The sequence below is a fragment of the Candidatus Limimorpha avicola genome, assembly GCF_056978975.1.
Map to the genome: position 1 here is coordinate 65080 of NZ_DBMCYK010000001.1, position 24644 is coordinate 89723.

The following is a 24644-nucleotide window of genomic DNA, read 5'->3' on the forward strand; positions in this document are numbered from 1 at the left end:
TAGTCTTTTTTTTAATTACACACAAAGGCGATAATTATCGCCTTTGTGTGTAATTTTGATTATTTATGTTTTATCTCTTGATTACTTTGGTAATGTTGACTTTGCCGTTTTTGTCAGCAGTACGCACAAGATACAATCCCGGAGTAAGGTCACTTACATCGATAACGTTGTCTCCGTTGTTTTGTGATGTCATCAGCATACCGAAAGCGTTGTATATCTCAATGACTTTAATGTCATTGCCTAGTATCATGATTCTGTCATTGGCAGGGTTGGGATAAACTCTCGTTTGTTCTGATTCTGTGACTGTTGTCACATTTAATATTTGGCTGCTGCCGGGGAACAGCACGTCATCTATCCAGCAGCGGTCTCTTCCGGCTGCTCCATTAGGACTCTTGTCATAACGCCATTCAAGAATATGTTGTCCTGCGTCTATGGTGAATGATACATTCTGCCAGTCGTTATCTCCTGACCATAAATCCATCAACTGCCCATCAATGTAAAATACTAAGAAGTCTTTGTTTCTCTCAGTGTCAGTCTTGAAAAAGAAACTGATATCACCGGCAGCTTCTGTTTGTATATCAATTATAAGAGAAGATATTTCGTCATCACCGATAGCTCCGGAGGCGGCGCTGTACCTGCCATCATGAGATTCCTCGTCGCTGATGACCCATGGAAGATCATAATCGAACTGCCATTCCAAGAATGAGAAGTCTCCGCTTTCGAAAGTCTCTTTCAGAGCACCTATCGACAATCTCATTGCTTTGGTAACAGAATATTCTCCGGCAATAACTTCGATGTCTATGTTTAAAATTTCTCCATTAGGGGCGTTGTTGTCGATGATGAAGTCTAAATATTCATTAAAAGTATCATTTTCTTCAAGTGTCCCAATCTGTATGTCATTGGTTTCGAATGATATCCATTCACTATCGCAAGATGCTCTCAAAATGACGTCAGATGCTGCGCTCTTGCTGGTATTTTTACCTGAGACGGATATTCTTACTACTTCGGAAGGGTCCAAATAACCGTTCATGTCGCCTTGCTGTTCTGCGTATGTCGCCTCACTGATTTTAAGTACAGGAGCATACAATCTCATGTTGAAATGTTGTGTCCATCTGTTGTTGCCTGAAGAGCATGTTATTGTGAAATCGGCATAAGTGTTGTCCGGTACGTTGTCGGCAATGACTAAAGTAAAGGCATCGTTCATTTCTACTGATGATTCTGCATCAATATTGCCAATTTCTGCATTGTCATTGGTAATAGTGACATATTCGCAGTCTGTTGACAACGTCACACTGGTGTTGTCGGCATTAATAGTGCCGGCATTGTAGAAATTGATGTTCAAGTTTATTGTCTCACCATATTCCGGTATGGCGTTGTCGTCATTTAAGACAATATCCGAAGCATAAACATAGGCAATGCCTTCCTGCAGTGTATTTACTTCGAAGGTCTGAGGATAAGCATTTGGACCTGTCACAATGAGGCTGAGAGGTTCAGTTCCTTCGAGTGGCGAGAAGAAATCTAAAGCAGCATTGCCGTTTTCGTCTGTGATGCCGAAAGCTACGAGTTCATCACCGCGCATGAGGCTGCAACGGAAGTTGTTCATATTGTCGCTGTTACAGTTTATTTTTACTGATGCCTCTGTAGAGCCAACAAGTATGGCTGTCGGATAATACACTTCCGGTGTGAAAGGCTCGTCTAACCAAGGACATACAGCCACATCTCCTAATATGTTGATAGCATAAATATTCCATCTTAAAGCACCATTATCGCCCCAACCGGAAGATACGTATGGCGCTGTCATGATTTTCATTTCAACGAAAGCTGTTCCGATATAAGGAAGTCTGTCGTTGTAATAAGAATCTACAAATTCACGGTGAAGATGTCGGGCAGGGCCGTCTCCGAAAGCCATATACCAACCGTAACGCGAGTTACCCGTTGCGGCAACATAACCTGTCGATATGTTTACGAGACGTTCCAACATGCAAGTGCTGGTGAAGTCTCCGCATATACAGCCGTGTGAGTGGAAGAAATTATAGTTATGATCCACACCGTTGAGTTTGGCAAAGGAGTTGTCGTCGGTACTGCTGACATACCAGCCTGCCACATAGTCGGTGTTGGCATGACCTACGTGATGGGTATATTGTCCGCCGACAGCATTTATTCTGTCCCTGAAATTTTTACCGCTCCAGTTGTTCTCATCGGCATAAACACGTTGAAAATCATAATCTTCCGGGATGCCAACAGTAAAATATCCATGGTCGTCGCAACTTCCTATCAAAGCCTCAAGGTCGTTACTGCCGCAAAATGTATCGTCGAGCCATTCTGCACCCATTACCACAGTGCGAAATTCTCCTAATACCGGGTTGGATTGATATTCTAAAGTTTTGTGCATCATGTTGTTGAATTGTGTCTCATCATTGAAAGGCATACGTGCGATTGCCAACTCCGGCAAGAGATCTGCTTCATCGATTTCTCCCCACAGGTTGTTGTCATTGTCGTTCCATGTGCCGTCAAGACAAACGAAATACATATCTGCCGGTATGTTTTCATCGACATAACCTTCGGATACATAACAATACAATCCGCGGTAGGGGACAAGTTTGGAGTCGCCTCCGAGCAATACCATCAGGATGCCGTTGTTTTCGTATTCTGCCTTGATATATTCACGCATCTTCTCCGGGTCGTCACGTCCTGTGCTTGTTGACAGTATGTCTTCCAATGCCGTCACTCTCGTCCTCAGACCGCGTGCATTGTAAAACTCCTTGTATTCATCGAAATGCGACACCCATTCCTGTGGTGTTATGACAAGCAACTCATAACCGTTGGCTGTCTTGGCTCTCGTATTGTATGATTCTATTGCTTCGGGGTTGTCGGCAAGTCGCGATACTCTGGCGCGTACTTCCGGAGTGAGCCATAACATGGAACTTTTGTCATCCTTGGCAGCCGTGATAGATACTCTTACAGTAACTTTCTTGGCGTATGACACTTTGCCTGATGCAGCTATGTATCTCACCGGTGTGAAGCCGGCAAAGGCAAAAGAACAACCATTGAGATACTGTGTGCTTAAATCGCCTTTTGCATTGTCAGGGTATTCTGTTGTCATTCTGTATGCTGCCTCATCTTTCGCAAAGACAAAAGGCTCTTGCGATGATACAGGACGTACTTCCTGCTGCGGCAACAAGATGTATTCTCCTTCCAACTCTGTGAAGTCGGAAAAAATTATCTCCACGTCTTGTGCTGCACTGTTTTGTGGTAATAACAATGATACTGTTTTCCACGGCAATGACGGTTTCCCTACTTCTCCGGTTTGCCCGGTTTGGTCAAATGTTACTACATCGTAACCATTAACTTTCTCAATGACAGGCTCATTGAATGTATAGGTCTTCTCAATGACTTGTGCTGTCAGTGAAAATACCAACATACATAATAAAGCGGTTAATGAAATCTTTCTCATCTTTTTAAATTAAAAATATTTTTATGACTGCCATGCTGTCACTTCTTCAAGCTGAAGTGCCGGCACATCCATTTTGTTTTTCTTTCTGATACCGTTAAGTTTCTCTCTCAATGCTGATGGTTTCTCTTCTTTCATCATCTCTACAGAGGTATAACCGTTCTTTATCAATACCTCAGCCCATATTTCAGGCACACCTGCGGCCATGAAGTCTTCTTTGGATGCTGTTTTTTTGATTTTCTCAGGACGCATTTGCGGGAATAGCAATACTTCCTGTATGGACTGTTGTTCAGTTAACAACATCACGAATCTGTCTATGCCTATGCCCAAGCCCGATGTAGGAGGCATGCCGTATTCCAAAGCCCTCAGGAAGTCTTGGTCAATAAACATCGCTTCGTCGTCGCCTCGTTCCGATAGATGCATCTGTTCCTCGAACCTGGCTCGCTGGTCTATAGGGTCGTTGAGTTCAGTATAAGCATTGGCAAGTTCTTTGCCGTTGACCATCAGTTCAAAACGTTCTGTAAGTTCCGGATTGTCGCGGTGACGTTTGCATAAAGGAGACATCTCGACAGGATAGTCGGTGATGAAAGTAGGTTGTATATAGTTGCCTTCACATTTGGCGCCGAAAATCTCGTCTATCAGCTTGCCTTTGCCCATGGCGTCGTTGACTTCAACATCGAGTTTCTTACATACTTCCCGTAATTGTATCTCATCCATTCCGTTGATGTCTATGCCGGTATTTTCTTTGATGGCATCTGTCATGGTGATGCGTTTGAAGGGACGTTTAAAGCTAATCTCCTTGTCGCCTACGGTGATGGTATGAGTGCCTAATACCTCGGTGACACATCTTTCTATCATGGCTTCGGTAAAATCCATCATCCATAGATAATCCTTGTATGCCACGTAAATCTCAAGAGCAGTGAATTCGGGGTTGTGAGTACGGTCCATGCCCTCATTGCGGAAGTTGCGCGAGAACTCATAGACGCCGTCGAAACCTCCCACTATGAGACGTTTCAGGTATAGTTCGTTGGCGATGCGAAGATATAACGGTATGTCAAGAGTGTTGTGGTGTGTAATGAAAGGACGTGCAGCGGCTCCGCCCGGTATGGGCTGTAACACCGGCGTCTCTACCTCGAGATATCCGTTCTCATTGAAAAAGTTACGTATGCTGTTGATAATCTTCGTCCTTGTTATGAAAATGTTTTTGATGTTTTTGTTGACGACAAGGTCAACATATCTCATCCTGTATCTTAACTCCGGATCGCTGAAAGCATCGTATGTCACTCCGTCTTTCTCCTTGACGATAGGAAGAGGTCTCAATGACTTGCATAATACTGTCATCTCTTTTACATGGATGGAAATCTCCCCCATCTTGGTGCGGAAAACGAACCCTTTTACACCTATGAAATCTCCTATGTCCAAAAGTTTTTTGAAGACTATGTTATACATTGTCTTGTCTTCTCCCGGACATATCTCGTCACGGTTGATATACAACTGTATGCGTCCGTGTGCGTCCTGCAACTCGCCAAAAGAAGCTGAACCCATGATACGACGGCTCATCAATCGACCTGCTATGCTGATTTTTTCAAATCTTGTGAGATCGTTGTCGTCAAATTGATCCGCTATTTCTTTAGTGGTTACATTGACTTCATAAGCTGCCTGTGGATAAGGATTTATTCCTAATTTATATAACTCTGCCAAAGAGTTTCTTCTTACCTGTTCCTGTTCACTCAACATAAGATTCGTTTTTATGGTCTGCAAAAATAATAAAATTATGGGAATGATTGCTATTAATAATGATGATGTTTCGATTATTTTTTATGATGTGACGAAAAAATCATTACATGTCGTTTTTTATATGACAGAAATATTTTGTGTGAAATATGGCAAGTCCTATAACGATTTTTACAATTTAAGAAAGTAACAAATCTGCATATTAAAAAGTTTACAATATGGAATTTATACTTAGATACAGTCGGATTTATGAAAAAAATTGCTTTATACAGACAACAAAAGTTTGTAAAATTTAGAAAAAAGTTTGTAAAGCAAAATTATTATATTATTTATAATCAATATTTTATGTTGTAAAACAAGGTAAAAAAGTTTGTAATGACGTTTGTAATATGAAATTTTAACAATGTTTAATGTGATTTTTAGTATTTAAAGTAGGTGAAAACAATATGATATACGAATAGAATTAAATGTGGAATGGTTGATAAGTTTTTTATTATCTTATTTTCTTGACATGATGTAAAAATTTTTCTAAAATTGCAAAGACAAACAAATCCCGAATCGCACATGAAAACTATTCTGAAATACATTCTGTAAAGTCTCCGCAATAAAAAGTGTGTCGCCGTTTGTGGAGACGACGACAAATAATAAGAAGTGAAACAAAACTGGCAACACAATGAAAACCAAAACTGTTTTTTATTTTTGTCGTTGTGAAGATAATAAAAAACGGAACACCAAGAGATGTAAGTTTATTTTGTAAAATGATAATAATAACAATTATAATAGCTATAGAAATGGACAAGAAAGTAAAATTAAGTTTGAACAAGACTATGGTATCTCGTTTACAAAATAATGAACAAAACAGTATTTGGGGAGAAACTGCTCCGGCGACATGGTGGATTCTACGGAAGCCCCGGTTGTCCATCAATCTGTGATGAGATAGAAACATGTAAAACTCAAATGACAGGATGCGTATAATGTAATCCTGCCATTATTAAAAAAATCATCCTATGAAAAGAATAGTATTATTAATCTCTTTAATGATTTTGTTTTCAACAATTTCAATATTTGCCCAGAACCGTACGACAATTTACGGAAATGTAGGAGTGGAGAATGCCAACATTCGGGTGTTGAACACACAATACGGCACGAGCAGCGATGTCAAAGGTAATTATTCGTTTTCAATAAAATCGGATAAAGATATAGAACTTCTGTATTCATGCATCGGCTATCAGGATACGACAATCATGGTTCGTCATAAAGAACTCAAAAAGGATTCTGTCAACATCAGTTTTGAGATGCGTCCGGTTTATTACATGCTTTCTGAAGTCGGAATATCAGGAGAAAAGGTAATCCGATACAGAGAAGAAAAGTATGTAATGACGGATTTTGAAATAACAAACGACAGATTCTACATTCTTCAACGCAGAAACGGCTCTTTAAAAGATTATCGCATCTTGCTTACGGACATGATGTTCAACGCATTGGATACCATAGACATCAAATTGAATACCTCGGTTGAAATGATGTTCAAGGACTGCATGAACAACTGTCACATAATAACAGCCGACAGTGTATATCAGATAGTTGAAAAAGGTAACGAATATACGGTGGCATTCCCGACGGAAAGGAACAAATTCATCAACGTGATGGGAAACTGTCTGTTTGTCACCGACAATTGGATTTACACAAAAAAGATAGATAAAACAGGATACAATGAAATTTATTATAGAGTGAATTTAAACGACCGAAAAGCCGAAACCGTCTTCCGTAATATTGATACCAAATCACATAAGAACTATGCATACGAATATAATTTTCATAAAGAATTTATAGAATTTGTCGGCGCAGCCTATAGTGGTCCGTCCCCTGAAGACTGGGGTGTTTTTCTGAAGACTGCATGGCTTCATCCCAAGTCGTCATATTTGGGATTTTACGAGGATACTTTAATATATTTCAATCATGTAAAGTCTGTGATAGAAATGTATGACGAGGATTTGAATCTGTTGAACAGTTGCGATATAACATATCCGAAAGATGAGGATTTCTGGAGATATACGATATATCAGGACAGAGTTTTCAATAAATTCTACACTGTTTTCGGAGAGACACTCAACGAAATTGATGTAAAGACCGGAAAGACATATCCCAAAACATCAGTAAATCAATGGATGAGTCAAAGGGTGATAGTATATAAAGGAGCAGTTTATGTTTTGAAAAGGAGCATGGACTCAAGTAATAAATGGATTTCGTATATAGACAGGATACAACTTTAGATTTGTGATATAATCCAAGTCATAAAAATCATGAACAAAACGGAAACAGATAAAAAACTGGTACAGATAGCAAATACCTTTTGCAGTGAAAATTTCATAAACACCAAAACAAAAAATTTTCTTGGCGATAATTCCGGCACAACCTTGTTTCTTTTGTATTATAACAAGTATAAAAGTAATAAACTAATCTATAATACAGCGTTTTCTTTATTTGAAAGAGTTGCATACGTTTACAATACACTGTATTCCATTGCCCCATCTCTTTCCAAATTCGAATGGTTGGTTCAACATATAAAAAACAATAATCTCATCGAAATAGAGAGTTATAATGAAGAAGAGCAACTGGTTCTCAATGAATATCTTTATAAAGAAATGGTCTATTACTTTAAACATGACAATATAGATTTTCTACATGGAGGAATGGGTATAGGGTTGTACTTTGTAGAGATAGGATATCGGAAAGGCATAGAGGAGTTGGTAAAATGGTTATATAATCTTTCCGAAAAAGACCCAGAAGGAGTAAAATGGCTCACATTAACTAATTTCGAAAAGAAAACAAAAGCATACAGCATCAGTTTATCTCACGGAATGTCGAGTGTAGTTGCAATGCTCAGCAAGATATACAAGACAGGAGTGGAACTGGATAAAACAAAATATATGATAGAAGGAGCGGTAAATTATATTCTGGCACAAAAACTTCCGGAGGGTAAGTATAATTCGATATTTCCAAATTTTGCACTTGAAAGCATGGAAAGTTTGTCATCAAGCCGTTTGGCATGGTGCTATGGGGATTTGGGTATAGCCGTAGCTTTATGGCAGGCTTCCCAAGCATTGGGCAGGAAGGATTGGGAACAGGAAGTAAGGGATATAATGTTACACGCATCGAAACGGCGTAATTTACAGGAAAATGGTGTAATAGATGCCTGTTTTTGTCATGGCACATCAGGTATTGCACATATATTTAAAAGGATGTATCATTATACAGGAATGGCAGAATGTAAAGAAGCTGCAGAATATTGGATTGAGAAAACATTGGAGATGGCAAGATTTGAAGATGGTGCTGCGGGGTACAAGACATGGCATGGCAATGATAATGGTTTTGAAAAAGAATACGGATTATTGGAAGGCATTTCGGGAATAGGATTGGTGCTATTATCATATATTTCGGATACAGAACCCGTTTGGGACGAATGTTTACTATTAAGTTAATTGAAAAAACACATAACATATATATTTTTATGAAACATATTTTCCCCTACTACTCCCAACATGATGCCATGGACTGCGGTCCTGCTTGTTTGCGAATGATAGCAAAACATTATGGCAGGCATTATCGCTTGGATACACTGAGACAAAAATGTCATATCAGTCGTGAGGGTGTGAGTATGCTCGGTATAAGTGAAGCTGCCGAAAACATAGGATTCAAGACACTCGGCGTTCATATCACCGCCGAACAGCTTAAAAACGATGTGCCGTTGCCTTGCATAGTGCATTGGAAACAACGTCATTTTGTTGTGCTTTATAAAATACGTAAAGGTGTGTTTTATGTTGCAGACCCTGCCCACGGTCTTGTTAAATATACCGAAAAGGAATTTCTTTCCTGCTGGATAAGCACAAAGAATGACAATGTCGCTGAAGGAATGGCTTTACTGCTGGAACCACAGCCGGATTTCTATTCATCGGAAGGGGAGAGACCTGACAAGGCAAGATTATCTTTTATATTGCAATATCTCAAACCGTATAAGAAACTTATAGTACAACTGTTTCTCGGCATGCTGATAGGGACTCTTCTACAACTCATATTCCCTTTTCTTACACAAAGCATTGTAGATTATGGTATAGGCAACAATAATCTGAATTTTGTCACATTGATACTTGTTGCACAGCTCACATTGTATGTAGCTCAAACATCGGTGGAGTTTATACGCTCATGGATATTGCTGCATATAAGTACGCGCATAAACATATCGATAATATCCGACTTCCTCATAAAACTTATGAAACTGCCAATAGGTTTCTTCGACACAAAGATGATTGGCGATCTGATGCAGCGCATAGGCGACCACAGACGTATAGAGTCATTTCTGACAACTGCCACACTCAATACCATATTTTCGTTTGTATCACTGATAGTGTTTACATGCGTGCTTGCATTCTACAGCCTGAAACTGTTGCTTGTCTTCTTTATAGCGAGTACATTATATGTATTATGGGTGACTGTATTTCTAAAGAAACGCCGAGACCTCGATTTCAAACGTTTCTCGCAGGCTTCGTCGGAACAAAGCAACCTCATTCAGATGATTACCGGGATGCAGGAGATAAAACTGAACAACTGTGAAAAACAGAAACGTTGGGAATGGGAAAACATACAGGCAAAACTCTTTAAGGTAAGCATAAAAGGCCTGGCTTTGAGTCAGTACCAACAAAGCGGTGCTTTCTTTATCAATGAGACAAAAAACATTTTGATATCATTTATCTCGGCGAGAGCTGTGATAGAAGGTGATATGACTCTCGGAATGATGATGGCGGTGCAATATATCATAGGACAACTCAATTCTCCCATAAGCCAGATGATAGGTTTTGTACAGTCGGCACAAGATGCGAAAATAAGTCTTGAACGACTTGGAGAAATTCACAACAAAGAAGATGAAACGCAGGATTCAGATAGTAAAGTCACCATACTTCCCGAAGACAAGAGTCTGTCAGTACAGAATCTCACATTTTACTATGACCCGCTTGGCGATGCTGTATTAAAGGACCTGAATCTTTTCATACCGCAAAGGAAGGTTACAGCCATTGTAGGAATGAGCGGAAGCGGAAAGACCACATTGGTAAAGATGCTTTTGGGGTTCTATCCGCCAAAAAACGGAAAAATAACGGTGGGCGATGTCAATTTGCGTAATGTAAATCAGAGTATATGGCGTGAACGTTGCGGAACAGTCATGCAGGATGGTTTTATATTTTCTGATACGATAGCGAGGAATATTGCACTTGGAGAAGATAATATAGACGAGATGAAACTGTTGCATGCAAGCAAGATGGCAAACATACAGGAGATGATAGAATCCCTGCCGTTGGGCTATAATACCAAAATAGGTCAGGAAGGCAACGGCATTTCGCAAGGACAGAGACAACGTATTTTGATAGCTCGAGCAATATACAAAAATCCGGAATATATCTTCTTAGACGAAGCGACTAACGCCCTCGATGCCAATAACGAACTTGTAATAATGAATAATCTGCAACAGTTTTTCAAGGGGAAAACGGTTGTAATAGTGGCACACAGACTGAGTACCGTTAAAAATGCCGACCAGATTGTAGTGCTTAGTCACGGCAGAATAACGGAGGTGGGGACTCATGAGGAACTTACCGAAAGACAGGGTGAATATTACAACCTTGTGAAGAATCAACTTGAATTGGGAAACTAAAATATCTGACATGGAGAATAACAAGAAAAAAATAGAACTTCATAGCGAGGCGGTACAGGAGATACTCGGTTCTCCTCCGCGTTGGCTCATACGAAGTGGAATAACGGTGATATTTGCCGTGATAGTTTGTCTTTTTGCAGGAAGTTATTTTATAAAATATCCTGATATTTTAAAGGCTACGATAATGATTGATGTAAAAAACGATTCTGATGATGTTGCTTATATCGGAAAGATTGTCTTGCCACGACAGGGAGCCGGCAAGGTAAAAGCCGGACAAAGGGTCAATCTGAAATTTGAGGAATATCCGTACATGGAATATGGTTTTGCACAGATTACTTTAACGGATGTGTCTATGTCGCCATATATGGATTCCGATGTCGGCATGGCTTATATATTTGAGGTGGTACTTCCCGACAGTCTGCTGACTCAATATAAAAAGGTGATACCATATCATGCGGATATGTGCGGCACTGCAGAAATTATCACCAATGACCTTTCGCTTTTGGACCGTTTCATAAGTCCGATAAAAGCTGTTATCATCAGATGAAGAGATTTACTGAAAAAATTAATATGTTAAATATAAACAATTCAAATAAGAAAGTAGATGGGCATAAATAAAAATTACGTTTCAGCGTGATATTGTCGAGAAATAGTGTTTTGTTGATTATTTCCGTTAATGTCCCAAAATAACACTCGTTGCTCTTTTAAAGTTATATGTAGCAATTGTCAATAAAGTACATTTACATCATCTTCTGACAATCCTTTGTAAAAATTGAGTCCTAACGATGGTCTGTTTTTTATGTGTTATTGTCGGTTTTATCCCTTACATTGATGATTATCACCATCATGTACATGATGGTGATAAATTTTTTAATTGTTTCTTTGGTATTAAGTTTGTTAAAAATTTTAGCATATTGTCATAAACATGGTTATATTTCAGATTCCGTTTAATCATCTTAATGGTTTACTTGGATATTCTTTGCCAGAATAAGTTTCATGACTATCTCTTGTATTTTTCGGGAATGAACGAATTCCGTGGAGTTGCATGGAAAATAAGGTGTAAAATTGATTCATAATGCAAAATATTGATAACAGGAATTTTCTCTTCATTGTTTAACTGCAGTTTTAGCGGAAAGATTGTACAGATATTTCAGAATTGACAAACAACATTTAAGACGGATCAACTTTGTTATGCGACCATTTTTTCTAATAATCAATCCTAAATGTTGAAGTTAAGGGAAGGATGATTATCACTGTCTCTTTTTCTGATGATTGTCGTTATGCCATTTTGTATCTATATTATGGCAATATTTGTTTCATTTGAGAAAATGATGTTTAACGACTGAATGATATTCGTTAAGAGGGAAGATACCAAAGAATGGCTAAAGAAAGGTTAAGAAATACCAATATGATGGTATTGTACAGCTATAGGCGTGCCGGTAATTTTGCAAGCGAAAATTATAAAATTTACTGATATGAGAATTAAATCTATTTTTATGTTGCCTTTGGTGGCTCTTTGTTTGATGGCATGCAAAAAAGAAAACCCGATGTCGGTGTCCCCCGATATATCCGGCAGTTATGAAGGTTATTCTTTGGCAAGTTGTGCTTATTTTCAAAACAATTGTTCAATAAATGAGACAGTTACTATAACGAAAAATTCCGATGGTACGGCAAATATCGCATTTTCATCCGGTTCATGGGGAGAGTTTACTGTAGCTTCGGCACAGGTAGATGAAAATGGAGGCGTCAGCAATCTCTCGGGTAATGGGCAGACTCAAATGGGAATGGGTGGTAATGTATCTTCCTATGATTGTTCCTTCACGGCAGTGATAAAATCGAAAGAAGATGCCCAAATGCAGTTTGTGGTTCCGGCTGTTATGGGAGGGATGACGATTGATTTTTCAACGGGCGAAGCTCCGGCAGATCTGCTGTTGGCTGGCACTTACGAGGGATATACTGATGCCGACTGTGCTTATTTTCAAAATCAATATAGTGACAATGAAAGTCTTACTTTGACTCCTAATGGTGATGGTACTGTTGCTCTTGTCTTCGAGTCTGCTATGTGGGGAAAATTCGATGTGGCATCAATGACAATTTCCAAAGATGGTGAAAACTATGCTTTCTCAGGAAATGGCATTGTGGCAATGGGCATGGGAGAAGTGACGAATAATTACGATTTTACCATGACAGGAATAACTGATGCAGCAAAAGATGTTTATTCTTTTGTATTCAATGTTCCGGCAGTCATGGGAGGTCTTACCATAACCTTGTTGCCGGGTACTTCTCCTGTTGTGGTTAATTGATAATGTATAACATATCGAATGATGTCCGGAATTTTTGAACGAATGGGGATGTTCATGTTCGGAGTGACAGTCATGCTGTCGCTCTGTGCATGCAACGGCATATTCGAAAATATTTATGACGAGCCGTCGCAGGAAGAAAAAAACGAGTTTGGGTTCATTATTGTCGATGATGCTACACGCACCGGTACAATTTATATAGATGCTACGGATTATACCGAGTGGCATTATATAGATTTGCATGACAAGCAGGTGACAACGACATCGGTATATGACAGTACTCCTGACAACTGGGATTTTGCCATACACCGTTATGATGCCAAAACCAATAATGGTGCTGTTTTTGAGAGCACTGCCGTTGATTTCAACTCGCTTCCTGATATGGCTTCTTTGCCTCAGGAGTCTTTTGTTGCCGACGAATGGACTACAGACCGCATAACAGTTGACATGTCGCAGATGATGGATGGAATAATAATATATGCAGAAGATTATTACAATCCTTGTCTGTCGCGTTGGCTCGATGTGGATACTTCTACAATGCCTCCAATATATACGCTTTCGAATAAGGTATATGTTCTTCGGTTTTCTGACGGCACGTATGCTGCATTGCGTCTCTCCAATTTTATGAATGATGCTGCAGTAAAAGGCTTTATGACAGTTGACTATTTATATCCTGTAGAGTTATGATGATTAGATTTATTTTGGTTTTACTGTTCGGCATATTTTTCTCAGCAGAAGTTTTTTCTCAACGTGTGATATACGGTACAGTTAAAGATATTAATGATAATCCGCTTCCGGGTGCGACTGTTTCAGTAAAGGAATTGACGTCTGTTGGCACTGTCAGCGACGTTGACGGTCGTTATGAACTGGAGCTTCCTGATAATAAGACATATACTTTAAAGATATCGTTTGTAGGCTATTATGATGTCATTAAGAAAACAAGTAATGTCGATGATACAGAGTTGAATTTTCGGTTGGAAGAAAATTCTACGATGTTGGAGCAGGTGGTTGTTACCGGGACACGAACGCCCAAGTTGTTGAAAGATGTTCCTATTGTAACACGTGTAATATCTGAGATAGACATTAAAAATGTAGATGCAGTAAACATTGGAGATTTGTTGCAGTCCGAGTTGCCGGGAATAGAGTTCACATATTCCATGAATCAGCAACTGTCGCTCAACATGTCAGGTTTTGGCGGCAACTCGGTGTTGTTTTTAGTGGATGGCGAGCGTCTGGCGGGTGAAACACTCGATAATGTGGATTACAACCGTCTTAATATGGATAATGTAGAACGTATCGAGATTGTCAAAGGTGCTGTCTCGTCGCTCTACGGGTCCAATGCCATAGGTGGTGTGGTTAATATCATCAGCAAGGATTCGAAGGAACCATGGTCCGTGAATGTAAATGGTCGTTATGGGTCTCATAATGAGCAACGTTATGGAGGGTCTATAGGTTTTAATCAAGGCAGATTCAATTCCATGACTAATGTGCAGTACACCTCTATCGATGCTATTGATCTGTCGGAAGGTACAGACAATGAAGATGTTGGTGATTATAGTCTTATATATGGAAATTCAACACTTAATATCAAGGAACGGTTGGTGTTCACTGCCATGGACGATTTGAAATTTACGGCTCGTGCAGGTTATTTCTTTCGTGAGAGAAATTCTTCTGAAAGCATAAAGGAAAGATATCGAAGTTATTCATCAGGATTGAAAGGCAATTACAGCATTACCGATAATGATGATATGGAGTTGTCGTATTCTTTTGACCAATATGACAAGAGTGATTATCTCGTACCCAATGACCGTGATGTGCGTGATTACAGCAATGTACAACATACACTCCGCACACTTTATAACTATTCCATTGCCGACAAGCACATTATCACGGTCGGGGGCGATTATATGCGTGATTATCTTATGTCGTATCAATTCGAAGATAACGGCAGTCATGTCCAGCATACTGCCGATGCTTTCGCGCAGTTCGACTGGAATCCGCACAAAAGGTTTAATGTTATTACCGGCTTGCGTTTCGATTATTATTCGGTATCAAAACTCAAACACCTTTCACCTAAGATAGGACTGATGTATAAATTGAACAATTTTTCTCTGCGTGGTTCCTATGCCGGAGGCTTTCGTGCTCCTACTCTGAAAGAGATGTATATGGATTTCTTCATGGGCAATATTTTTATGATATATGGCAATCCGGACTTGAAAGCCGAGACAAGTCACAACTTCTCGCTTTCCGGTGAGTATATGAAAGGAAGACATAGTTTTACCGTTACAGGATTTTACAACCTTGTAGATGACCGTATTACCACGGTTTGGAATATGGCGCTTGCAGGACAGGTATATACCAATATGTCGAGACTTCATGTGACAGGAGTTGAAGCCAATGCGACGGGACGATATCCTTTCGGTCTGTCATGGCGTTTGTCGTATGCTTATACTTATGAGCATATAAAAAAAGGAGAGCCTCTGCTGTCATCTACACGTCCCCATGCTGCCACTGCTCGTCTGGCATACGACAAAACATGGAAAAACTATGCTCTGAGTGTGGCACTCTCAGGTCGTTATCTTTCAAGATTGACGACAGATGTTTATACTGAGATGACTTCTTATGAGGAGACAGTGGAACAGACATATCCCGGTTATACTATTTGGAAGTTGAGTGTCACTCAGCAACTGCTGAATGGTATCGCTATTTCTTTGGCGATAGATAATATTTTCAACTATCGTCCTGATTATTATTACAGCAATTCTCCGACTACCACAGGTACGACTTTTTTGATGGGATTGTCAATGGATGTAGAACAGTTATGTAGGAAAAAACAGGAAAACAATAATATATGAAACGTAAAGGAATATTTTGGGCAGGTGCAGTACTGCTGGTTCTGGTTTTGGGCTTTGTGATTTGGAAGATATGGTTTTCCACCACACGTGTTGCATTTATTAATTATCAAGTCATAACACTTGGTCAGATTGCAAGAGCCAATGATAATGACCGTATTAAAATATTATCGTTGGATGTTGACGAACTTGAACATATAAACAGATACGATATGATATTGATAAATGGCATGGGTCTTCGTATCACGGAGGAACAGCGTTCCGTGATACAAGATGCGGCGAACAAAGGACTTGCAGTGATAACGACCATGGCTACTAATCCTGCCAATGAGATTATCTCGGCGGATTCTGCGACAGTAGCTACAATTACTGCATACCTCAATGGAGGCGGACGTCGCAATTATCGTAACATGTTGACTTATATACGACGCTCGGTTGATGGCAAGACTTTCGACAGCGAGAATCCCGATGCTCCGATAATGCGTGAGTTGAAACAGTTTTACCATGCTGACCCGGAAAATCCTGATGATGAAGAGACAGATTTTGAAAGCGTGGCGGAATATGATGCATTTCTCCTGAAACATAATCTTTTGAAAAAGGATGCTCCACGAATCATTATCACAGGTCAGATGGGGGAGCCTCAAGACTTGATAAGACGTTTGGAAGAGACCGGTAATGTGGTATATCCGGTACGTAATATGCAGACTTTGTTGCAGAATCGTCAGATAGACTCCATATCTCCTGCTGCTGTCATCAACATGGCGCACGGTCGTATGGGTGATTATATGGTGGATTATCTTAAGAGACAGAATATTCCGCTCTTTGCTCCTCTCAATGTCAATCAGTTGGTCGATGAATGGGAAGCGGACAAGATGGGCATGAGCGGAGGGTTCATGTCTCAAAGCATAGTGATGCCGGAGATAGACGGTGCCATACGTCCTTATGCTCTTTTCGGTCATTATCTTGATGAAGAAGGATTACAGTATGCATCTGCCATTCCGGAACGGTTGGAGTCTTTCGTTCAGATGGTGAATAATCATATTGCATTGAAAAATAAGCCTAACAGTGAGAAACGTGTTGCCATTTACTATTATAAGGGCCCCGGTCAGAATGCGCTTACAGCAGCCGGCATGGAGGTTGTTCCTTCTCTTTATAATCTTCTGACAAGAATGAGGGATGAAGGTTATGATGTTGAAGGGTTGCCGTCATCGCCCGCGGGATTGGAAGAGCTTATACTGAGGCAGGGTGCTGTCTTCAACGCGTATGCCTTAGGGGCAAAGGATGACTTCCTGAGGACCGGCAATCCGGAACTCATCACCGCCGATGATTATGCCGAATGGACGTCAAAGGCGTTACGTCCTGCCATGATGTCGGATGTGGTAGCTGTAGATGATGAGTTCCCCGGCAGCTATTTATCTGCCGATGACGGACGTTTGGCTCTGCCGCGTGTCGAACTTGGCAATGTGGTGCTGCTGCCTCAGCTGGCTGCCGGCGCGGGCGATGACGACTTCGCCATAGTACATGGCACCGACGCTGCTCCGCCTCATGCTTATATAGCATCGTATCTGTGGGCTCGATATGGATTCGGCGCTGATGTGATGATTCATTTCGGTACCCATGGCAGTCTGGAGTTCACTCCTAAAAAACAAGTTGCTTTGAGTGATAACGACTGGGCGGATGTCCTCGTGGGTCCTTTGCCGCATCTGTATGTTTATTCTATTGGCAATGTGGGCGAAGGTATCATAGCTAAACGCCGCTCCTATGCCACGTTGCAGTCTTATCTGACACCTCCCTTCATGGAGAGTGACGTGCGTACCATTTACCACGATCTTAATGTCGCCATACAAGATTATAACGACTTGCTGTATGCAGAGGGAAAGCCAAATACTCAAGATGCTGCCTTGAAAGTGAAACGTCTGACTGTGGAGTTGGGCATACATCGTGAGTTGCGTCTCGACAGCGTCTTATCTGTACCTTATTCCGAGAAAGAAATTGCCCGTATTGAGACTTTCGCTGAAGAACTCGCCAACGAGAAGGTGACGGGTGAGCTTTATACCATGGGCAAGCCATATACGGAAGAACGTATCCGCAGCAGCGTATTTGCAATGTCGGCAGAGCCTATTGCATATTCTATTCTGGCATTGGATAAGTTGCGTGGCAAGGCGACGGAAGATACGGAGAAACATAAGTCATTGTTTTCCCGCCGTTATCTGTCTCCTGCCAACGACATGGTCGCGAGCTTGTTGAATGGTACTGTACTGCCTTCAGATGATGTTATATGTACGGCAGCAGGTATTACTGTAGAAGAGTTGGAAAAAGCACGTACAATAGAACGTTCTTTGTCGATGCCGCAGGATATGATGTCGAGGATGATGGCCATGATGTCGTCTGCCGGTACTATGCAACATCCTGCCGGAGTGTCTAAGTCGAATAGCGGTGGAGCAAAACATCCTTCCTGGATCCCAAAGATAGGCTCTCGTCCGGAAAATACTAAAAAAGAATATGAAGAGTCGGTTGATGATGAGTCAGCCGCCATGCCTTCAAAAGCCATGTCGGTTTTGATGGGTGCTGCAAATGACTATACTAAAGAAGAAAAAGAGTTTGCTCGCGTGGTGATGGAGATAGAACGTACCATACGTAATGTGGGCAATTATAAAATGGCGTTGGAGAACAGTCCGGAAGTCGAGTTGTCTTCCCTCATCAACGCTATGAACGGAGGTTATACTGCTCCTTCTCCCGGAGGAGACCCTATAGCTAATCCCAATACAATACCTACAGGACGTAATCTCTATGCTGTGAATGCTGAGGCGACGCCGAGTGAGATGGCATGGGAGAGAGGTAAAGAGTTGGCTGAAAATACTATAAAAATGTATCGTGAGCGTCATAACGACTCTGTACCGCGTAAGGTGAGTTATACGTTATGGAGTGGTGAGTTTGTGGAGACGGAGGGCGCCACTGTGGCACAGGTGCTTTATATGTTGGGCGTTGAGCCTGTCCGCGATGTCTTTGGCAGAGTCAACGACATACGTCTTATCCCTTCCGAACAGTTGGGACGTCCGCGTATCGACGTGGTGGTGCAGACCAGCGGACAGCTGCGCGACATTGCGGCTTCGCGTCTCTTCCTGATATCACGTGCTGTAGAGATGGCTGCTGCAGCGAGAAATGACAGATATCGTAATTATGTCGCTGAGAGTGTGGTGGATGCAGAACATTCATTGATAGAAAAAGGTCTGTCGCCTAAGGTCGCACGCGAAGTATCTGCTTATCGTGTTTTCGGCGGGGTTAATGGAAACTATGGTACGGGAATCACCGGGATGGTGCAGAGTGGAGACCGTTGGGAGAGTGCTTCGGAGATAGCAGACGTGTATTTGAATAACATGGGTGCATATTACGGCAGTGAGAAAGACTGGGAACAGGTGCAACAGTACGCTCTCGAGGCTGCATTGATGAATACGGATGCCGTAATACAACCGCGTCAGAGTAACACCTGGGGCGCCTTGAGCCTCGACCATGTATATGAGTTTATGGGTGGAATGAACCTCGCCGTACGTGAGGTGACAGGCAAAGACCCGGATGCCTATATGAGCGACTATCGTAACCGTAACAATATGCGTATGCAGGAACTTAAAGAGGCAATAGGTGTTGAGAGCCGAACCACAATATTCAATCCTAACTATATAAAGGAAAAGATGAAAGGTGATGCCGGTTCGGCTGCCGGTTTTGCCGAGATAATACAAAATACGTACGCGTGGAATGTGATGAAACCGGAAGTGATTGACGATGAGATGTGGGACGAGGTATATGATATCTATGTTCAGGATAAGTTCGACATTGGCGTTAAAGGTTATTTTGAACAGAAGAATCCCGCTGCCTTAGAAGAGATGACTGCCGTGATGATGGAAACGGCTCGCAAAGGTATGTGGAAGGCTTCGCCGGAACAGTTGGAGGCTATAGCTGAACTGCATACCGAACTTATTGATAAATACAAGTCTTCTTGCTCCGGCTTTGTCTGCGATAATGCGAAGTTGCGCGATTTTATTGCTTCCAAGACTTCTGTGGAAACTGCTCGTCGATACGAACAGAATATACGTGAGATACGCGAGGCATCGCTCAACAGTGACAAAGGTACAGTGCTGAAACGGCAAGACTTGTCCAACAATGACAATATGACAACTCTTGTCAGTAATACCGTAGTGATAATACTCATTGTCGTTGCTGTCGTTGTATTTGTCATAGTGGTTCGTCGTCGCCGTAAGAAAATGGAGGAATAATGGAGACTGTGGTTCTTGTAATGATGATTATGGTCTGCTTCAATTATATCTTGAAGCAGACTTATCGCAAAGTCTCTTTTGTGGCATTGTCCTCAGTTATATGTGCCTTGTTTGTAGGGTTGATGTGGCAATATGCCATAGAACAGTCGAAAAGCAGAATTTCGGATTGGCTTGCCGACACGACTCTGATGCTTGATATCTCAGTGATACTTACTTTGGAAGTGCTTGTACAGATGACATTTTGTATTTTGGCTGCTCATATTCATTCTTCCGGTAAAGTAAAACATTATATCATACAGATATACCGTGTTTTGCGATGGTTTCCCGGAATATTGATATTCCCGGTGTTGTTCAGTGTATTGGTGGCTGCTGTTTTTGCCTTTCCCGGAGTGTCATTCCCCTTGGTGGCATGGTGTCTTGCTGCTTTGGTTCTTGTTGTTGTACCACTATCGACATGGTTATTGAAACGACTTCTTCCGGAAAAAGAGATACGCCTTGAATTGCTGTTCCTGTCCAATGCCTTGATGGCGATATTGAGTATAGTGGCTACTGTAAATGGCAGGACGGCAGTCGCCGGTAATACCGAGGTGGACTGGTTGGCATTGGGAACTGTTTTGTTGTTAGTCGCAGCCGGTCTTGTATGCGGTATTGTGACATACAAATTAAAATTGAAAAAAATAATAAAAAACCAAATAATAAAATGAATTACATTTCAGACATTCTTTATTGGATTTCGACGGGTCTTCTGGTTCCTGTCATAGTGTTGCTTATCTTTTTCTTCGTACGTTCATTGCTGCTGATTGGCAATTTTTTCGGACAGTATCTTTCTATACGTCGTACTGCCTCGCTTATAAGTAAAGAATTGGACACCCTCGACAGTGATACGGTGTTGACTCTTGCTGAACGGCTGCCTAAAAAGAACCCTTCTATTGTGGTGACTTATCTGAATCGACTGTTGGAGGCTAAAGACAATGCAGCCATGCGTCAACGTCTTCTTGCTGATTTCGAAGTGGAAATTGACAAGGACCTTTCATCTTCAAAGATCCTTTGTAAGATGGGTCCTATGCTCGGCCTCATGGGTACTCTGATACCTATGGGACCTGCTTTGGTGGGACTGTCAACAGGCGATATAGCTTCTATGGCTTATAACATGCAGGTGGCATTCGCTACTACCGTCGTAGGACTGTTTGCCGCAGCTGTTGGCTTTATCACACAACAGGTTAAACAACGATGGTATTTTAAAGACATGGCAAATCTTGAATTCGTGTCGGAATTGTTGAATGAAAAGTAATTATAAAATGAGACGAAGACTTTTGAATAAAGACGAAGACAACGACCCTATGAGTGTAGTGGGTAACTTGTTCGATGTTGCCATGGTTTTTGCCCTTGCTCTCATGGTGGCTTTGGTGAGCCGTTATAATATGACTGAAATGTTTAGTAAAGAGGATTTTACCATGGTGAAAAATCCGGGTAAGGAAAATATGGAGATTATCACCAAAGAGGGAGAGAAAATAATTCGTTATACACCTTCAGAAAATCAAGATGTGAAAAACGGTAAACGTGGCAGAAAAGTTGGCATTGCTTATGAGTTGGAGAATGGTGAAATAATTTATGTCCCGGAATGAGTTGAGTCTATAAGTATTTGATGATTTTGCAAATTCTTAGTTGCATTTATTGGGAATATGTATTTATGTATATTATAAAGACATTCGATTTTTCATGAAATAATAAGACTATGCAAGTTGCGAAAAAACATATCAGTGTCAGGATTGTGAAATCGGCTTCGGAACTTTTTTGTGAAAAAGATTTCATGAAAGTGTCCATGCGCTGGATTGCTGCTTTTTCGCAGGTGGGATTGGGCAATATTTATAATTATTTCAGCGGGAAAGATGCCGTTTTTCGTGCTGTGGTGCAACCTGTCATCATAGAGTTTGATAAATTGTTGCAAATACAACATGGTAATAGCCGACAAGGATATATAACTTATACTCTCGAGAATCAATTCCGAAACAGTGTGAACAATTATCTTCGCATTATCCGAAAATATCGTCGCTAATTGACAATTTTGCTTTTTAAGTCACGTGGTTCATCGCTTCAATATGTTTTGGTCAGATCGGATTGAAGGTATGATTATGCATTCCGCAGAAAAATGGAAAAAATTTGCTTGACAACGGATTTATCAGCATTGATTTGTTCCGCCTAAAGAAGAATATTTGACTCATTGCACATAAGCAGCTGATAAACAATTGTAAACCTGAGAATATTGGCTTATTTAATATATCACAAAAAACTATAATTTGCAAAATCATATAGAAAATATCGATATTCATATAGAAAAAAACGTTAAGTTGGTATTGATAAACGCCTTACTTTTGCTAACAAAATCAAAACAATTAATTATTTATTTATAAAAAAGTACAACTATGGAAACAAATCAAGTAAATGTAATGCCGAGGATCGGCGATCCGGCTCCTGCCTTCACTGCAAAGACAACCCAAGGTGTCATCAACTTCCCGACCGATTATAAAGGCAAGTGGAAGATTCTGTTCAGCCATCCGGCCGACTTCACGCCGGTGTGCACGTCCGAATTTATGACCTTCGCCACAATGGCTGACGAATTTGAAGCGCTCAACTGCCAGCTTGTCGGACTATCGGTGGACGGACTGTACAGCCACATCGCCTGGCTACGCACCATCCAGGACAAAATCGAATACAAAGGCATGAAAAACGTGGCTGTCAGATTCCCGCTTATTGAGGACATCACCATGGAAGTAGCCAAACTCTACGGCATGATACAGCCGGGCGAAAGCCAGACATCAGCCGTGCGTGCGGTGTTCTTTATCGACCCGGAAGACAAGATACGCACCATACTGTATTACCCGCTCGCCCTGGGGCGCAACTTTGACGAAATCAAGCGCGTGCTCATCGGGTTGCAGACTGCCGACAACTTCAGCGTGGCGCTGCCAGCCGACTGGCGACCGGGCGATGAAGTGATTGTGCCCACGGCAGGCTCGTGCGGCGTTGCCAAAGCCCGCATGGATGGCGAGGAAGGCCCCATGAAATGCTACGACTGGTTCTTCTGCACCAAGCAACTGAGCAAGGAAGAAGTAGAAAGCAAATTGGGCAAATAACCGCAAACCTTGACAAAAGCCAACAGCCCCGTTTCCGCAACCGAGGAAACGGGGAATGGCGTTTTATGTAGCCCCAAAACAAGGATTTTTCCCATTCTGGAAACAAATCCGGCAAACAAACCTTATCTTTGCAACGGAAAACGATACACGCTAAAATAAACCTGTCATGGAACACCATCATCACGAGCATCATGAAATAACCGGCTCACTGAATAATATTTTCATTATCAGCATTGTGCTGAATCTGCTTTTTGTCATTACGGAAGCAGTTGTCGGATTCGTTTACAACTCATTGGGCCTGCTTTCCGATGCCGGCCACAACCTGAGCGACGTGTTCAGCCTGTTGCTGGCATTGTTTGCGTTCCGCATGTCTCGCCGGCAGGGCAACCGTCATTTTACATACGGATACAAGAAAATCACGGTGCTCGCCTCATTGACGAATGCCATCATACTGTTGATAGCCGTAGGTGCTATTATCACCGAAAGCGTGTACAAGCTGCGACATCCGGAACCTGTCTCCGGAGCAGCCGTATCTTGGACTGCCGGCGTCGGCATTCTGATTAACGGCTTGACAACATGGCTGCTGATGAAAAACCGTAAACACGACCTGAACGTGCGTGGCGCATTCCTGCACATGGCAATGGACACTCTCGTGTCTGTCGGCGTGGTTATTTCCGGCATCATTATCATCTTCACCGGTTTCGTACTTGTCGATACGCTTGTCAGTATTGTCATTGCCATTATTATTTTGGTGTCAACATGGAATTTGCTGAAAGAGAGTATTTTCATGTCGCTCGATGCCGTGCCTGCCAGCATCAACATGGATGAAGTGGAACAATGTATCAGCCGGACGGAAGGCGTGAAATGTTGGCATCATCTGCACGTGTGGGCGGTCAGCACAACGGAGAATGCCGCCACGGTGCATATCGTAATAGAAGATGTCGGAAAAATGGAACACATCAAACATGAACTGAAACATGCGTTTGCCGAAAAAGGCATACAGCACAGCACCATAGAATGCGAACTTGCCGGCACGGACTGCTGCGACAAAGGCTGTTGCTGAAAAAGTGAGAGACAAGACACAACTCTAAGCACCACTCATTTTTTATATCAAAACCAGTTTTCATAAATTGTTAATTATCAACAAATAACTATTCTATAATTCATGAAGAATCAAAAAAACATCCGCAATGTTTGCAAATTT

The 24644-nt window shown here is 41.4% G+C and carries 17 protein-coding genes; 15 read left to right on the top strand and 2 right to left on the bottom strand.

Annotation, left to right across the window (positions count from 1 at the left end):
- Positions 1-70: 70 nt before the first annotated feature.
- The gene (locus ACZOVS_RS00250) at positions 71-3454 is read right to left on the bottom strand and encodes a C25 family cysteine peptidase (RefSeq protein WP_483995231.1); all 3384 of its coding nucleotides are present in this window, start codon (positions 3452-3454) and stop codon (positions 71-73) included.
- 21 nt (positions 3455-3475) lie between these two features.
- Positions 3476-5188: a lysine--tRNA ligase gene (gene lysS / locus ACZOVS_RS00255; RefSeq protein WP_483995232.1), complete on the bottom strand. Its 1713-nt coding sequence runs from the start codon at positions 5186-5188 to the stop codon at positions 3476-3478.
- 788 nt (positions 5189-5976) lie between these two features.
- Between lysS and ACZOVS_RS00260 the strand changes: the two genes are divergently transcribed.
- From ACZOVS_RS00260 to ACZOVS_RS00330, 15 genes are all read left to right on the top strand, one after another.
- Positions 5977-6117: a class I lanthipeptide gene (locus tag ACZOVS_RS00260; protein WP_483995233.1), complete on the top strand. Its 141-nt coding sequence runs from the start codon at positions 5977-5979 to the stop codon at positions 6115-6117.
- Positions 6118-6192: 75 nt separating this feature from the next.
- The gene (locus tag ACZOVS_RS00265; protein ID WP_483995234.1) at positions 6193-7458 is read left to right on the top strand and encodes a carboxypeptidase-like regulatory domain-containing protein; all 1266 of its coding nucleotides are present in this window, start codon (positions 6193-6195) and stop codon (positions 7456-7458) included.
- A gap of 30 nt (positions 7459-7488) precedes the next feature.
- Positions 7489-8667, top strand: a complete 1179-nt coding sequence (locus ACZOVS_RS00270; RefSeq protein WP_483995235.1) for a lanthionine synthetase C family protein — start codon at positions 7489-7491, stop codon at positions 8665-8667.
- A 29-nt stretch (positions 8668-8696) separates the two neighbouring features.
- On the top strand, positions 8697-10886 hold the full coding sequence (locus tag ACZOVS_RS00275; RefSeq protein WP_483995236.1) for a peptidase domain-containing ABC transporter: 2190 nt from the start codon (positions 8697-8699) through the stop codon (positions 10884-10886).
- Positions 10887-10896: 10 nt separating this feature from the next.
- A complete protein-coding gene (locus tag ACZOVS_RS00280) occupies positions 10897-11433 on the top strand; it encodes a hypothetical protein (RefSeq protein ID WP_483995237.1) in 537 nt (178 codons plus the stop codon).
- Between the two features lie 928 nt (positions 11434-12361).
- Positions 12362-13189: a calycin-like domain-containing protein gene (locus ACZOVS_RS00285; RefSeq protein WP_483995238.1), complete on the top strand. Its 828-nt coding sequence runs from the start codon at positions 12362-12364 to the stop codon at positions 13187-13189.
- A 21-nt stretch (positions 13190-13210) separates the two neighbouring features.
- On the top strand, positions 13211-13873 hold the full coding sequence (locus ACZOVS_RS00290; protein ID WP_483995239.1) for an HmuY family protein: 663 nt from the start codon (positions 13211-13213) through the stop codon (positions 13871-13873).
- Positions 13870-16041, top strand: coding sequence for a TonB-dependent receptor (locus ACZOVS_RS00295; protein WP_483995240.1), 2172 nt, complete (start codon positions 13870-13872; stop codon positions 16039-16041). The genes ACZOVS_RS00290 and ACZOVS_RS00295 overlap by 4 nt, the downstream gene beginning before the upstream one ends.
- A complete protein-coding gene (locus ACZOVS_RS00300; RefSeq protein WP_483995241.1) occupies positions 16038-20309 on the top strand; it encodes a cobaltochelatase subunit CobN in 4272 nt (1423 codons plus the stop codon). Before ACZOVS_RS00295 ends, ACZOVS_RS00300 begins: the two co-directional genes overlap by 4 nt.
- A complete protein-coding gene (locus tag ACZOVS_RS00305) occupies positions 20309-21013 on the top strand; it encodes a hypothetical protein (protein WP_483995242.1) in 705 nt (234 codons plus the stop codon). The genes ACZOVS_RS00300 and ACZOVS_RS00305 overlap by 1 nt, the downstream gene beginning before the upstream one ends.
- A complete protein-coding gene (locus ACZOVS_RS00310) occupies positions 21010-21600 on the top strand; it encodes a MotA/TolQ/ExbB proton channel family protein (protein WP_483995243.1) in 591 nt (196 codons plus the stop codon). Before ACZOVS_RS00305 ends, ACZOVS_RS00310 begins: the two co-directional genes overlap by 4 nt.
- 7 nt (positions 21601-21607) lie before the next feature.
- Positions 21608-21934, top strand: a complete 327-nt coding sequence (locus ACZOVS_RS00315; protein WP_483995244.1) for a DUF2149 domain-containing protein — start codon at positions 21608-21610, stop codon at positions 21932-21934.
- A 110-nt stretch (positions 21935-22044) separates the two neighbouring features.
- Positions 22045-22365, top strand: coding sequence for a TetR/AcrR family transcriptional regulator (locus tag ACZOVS_RS00320; protein ID WP_483995245.1), 321 nt, complete (start codon positions 22045-22047; stop codon positions 22363-22365).
- A 367-nt stretch (positions 22366-22732) separates the two neighbouring features.
- Positions 22733-23440, top strand: coding sequence for a peroxiredoxin (locus ACZOVS_RS00325; protein WP_483995246.1), 708 nt, complete (start codon positions 22733-22735; stop codon positions 23438-23440).
- Between the two features lie 166 nt (positions 23441-23606).
- On the top strand, positions 23607-24503 hold the full coding sequence (locus tag ACZOVS_RS00330) for a cation diffusion facilitator family transporter (RefSeq protein WP_483995247.1): 897 nt from the start codon (positions 23607-23609) through the stop codon (positions 24501-24503).
- Positions 24504-24644: the final 141 nt, after the last annotated feature.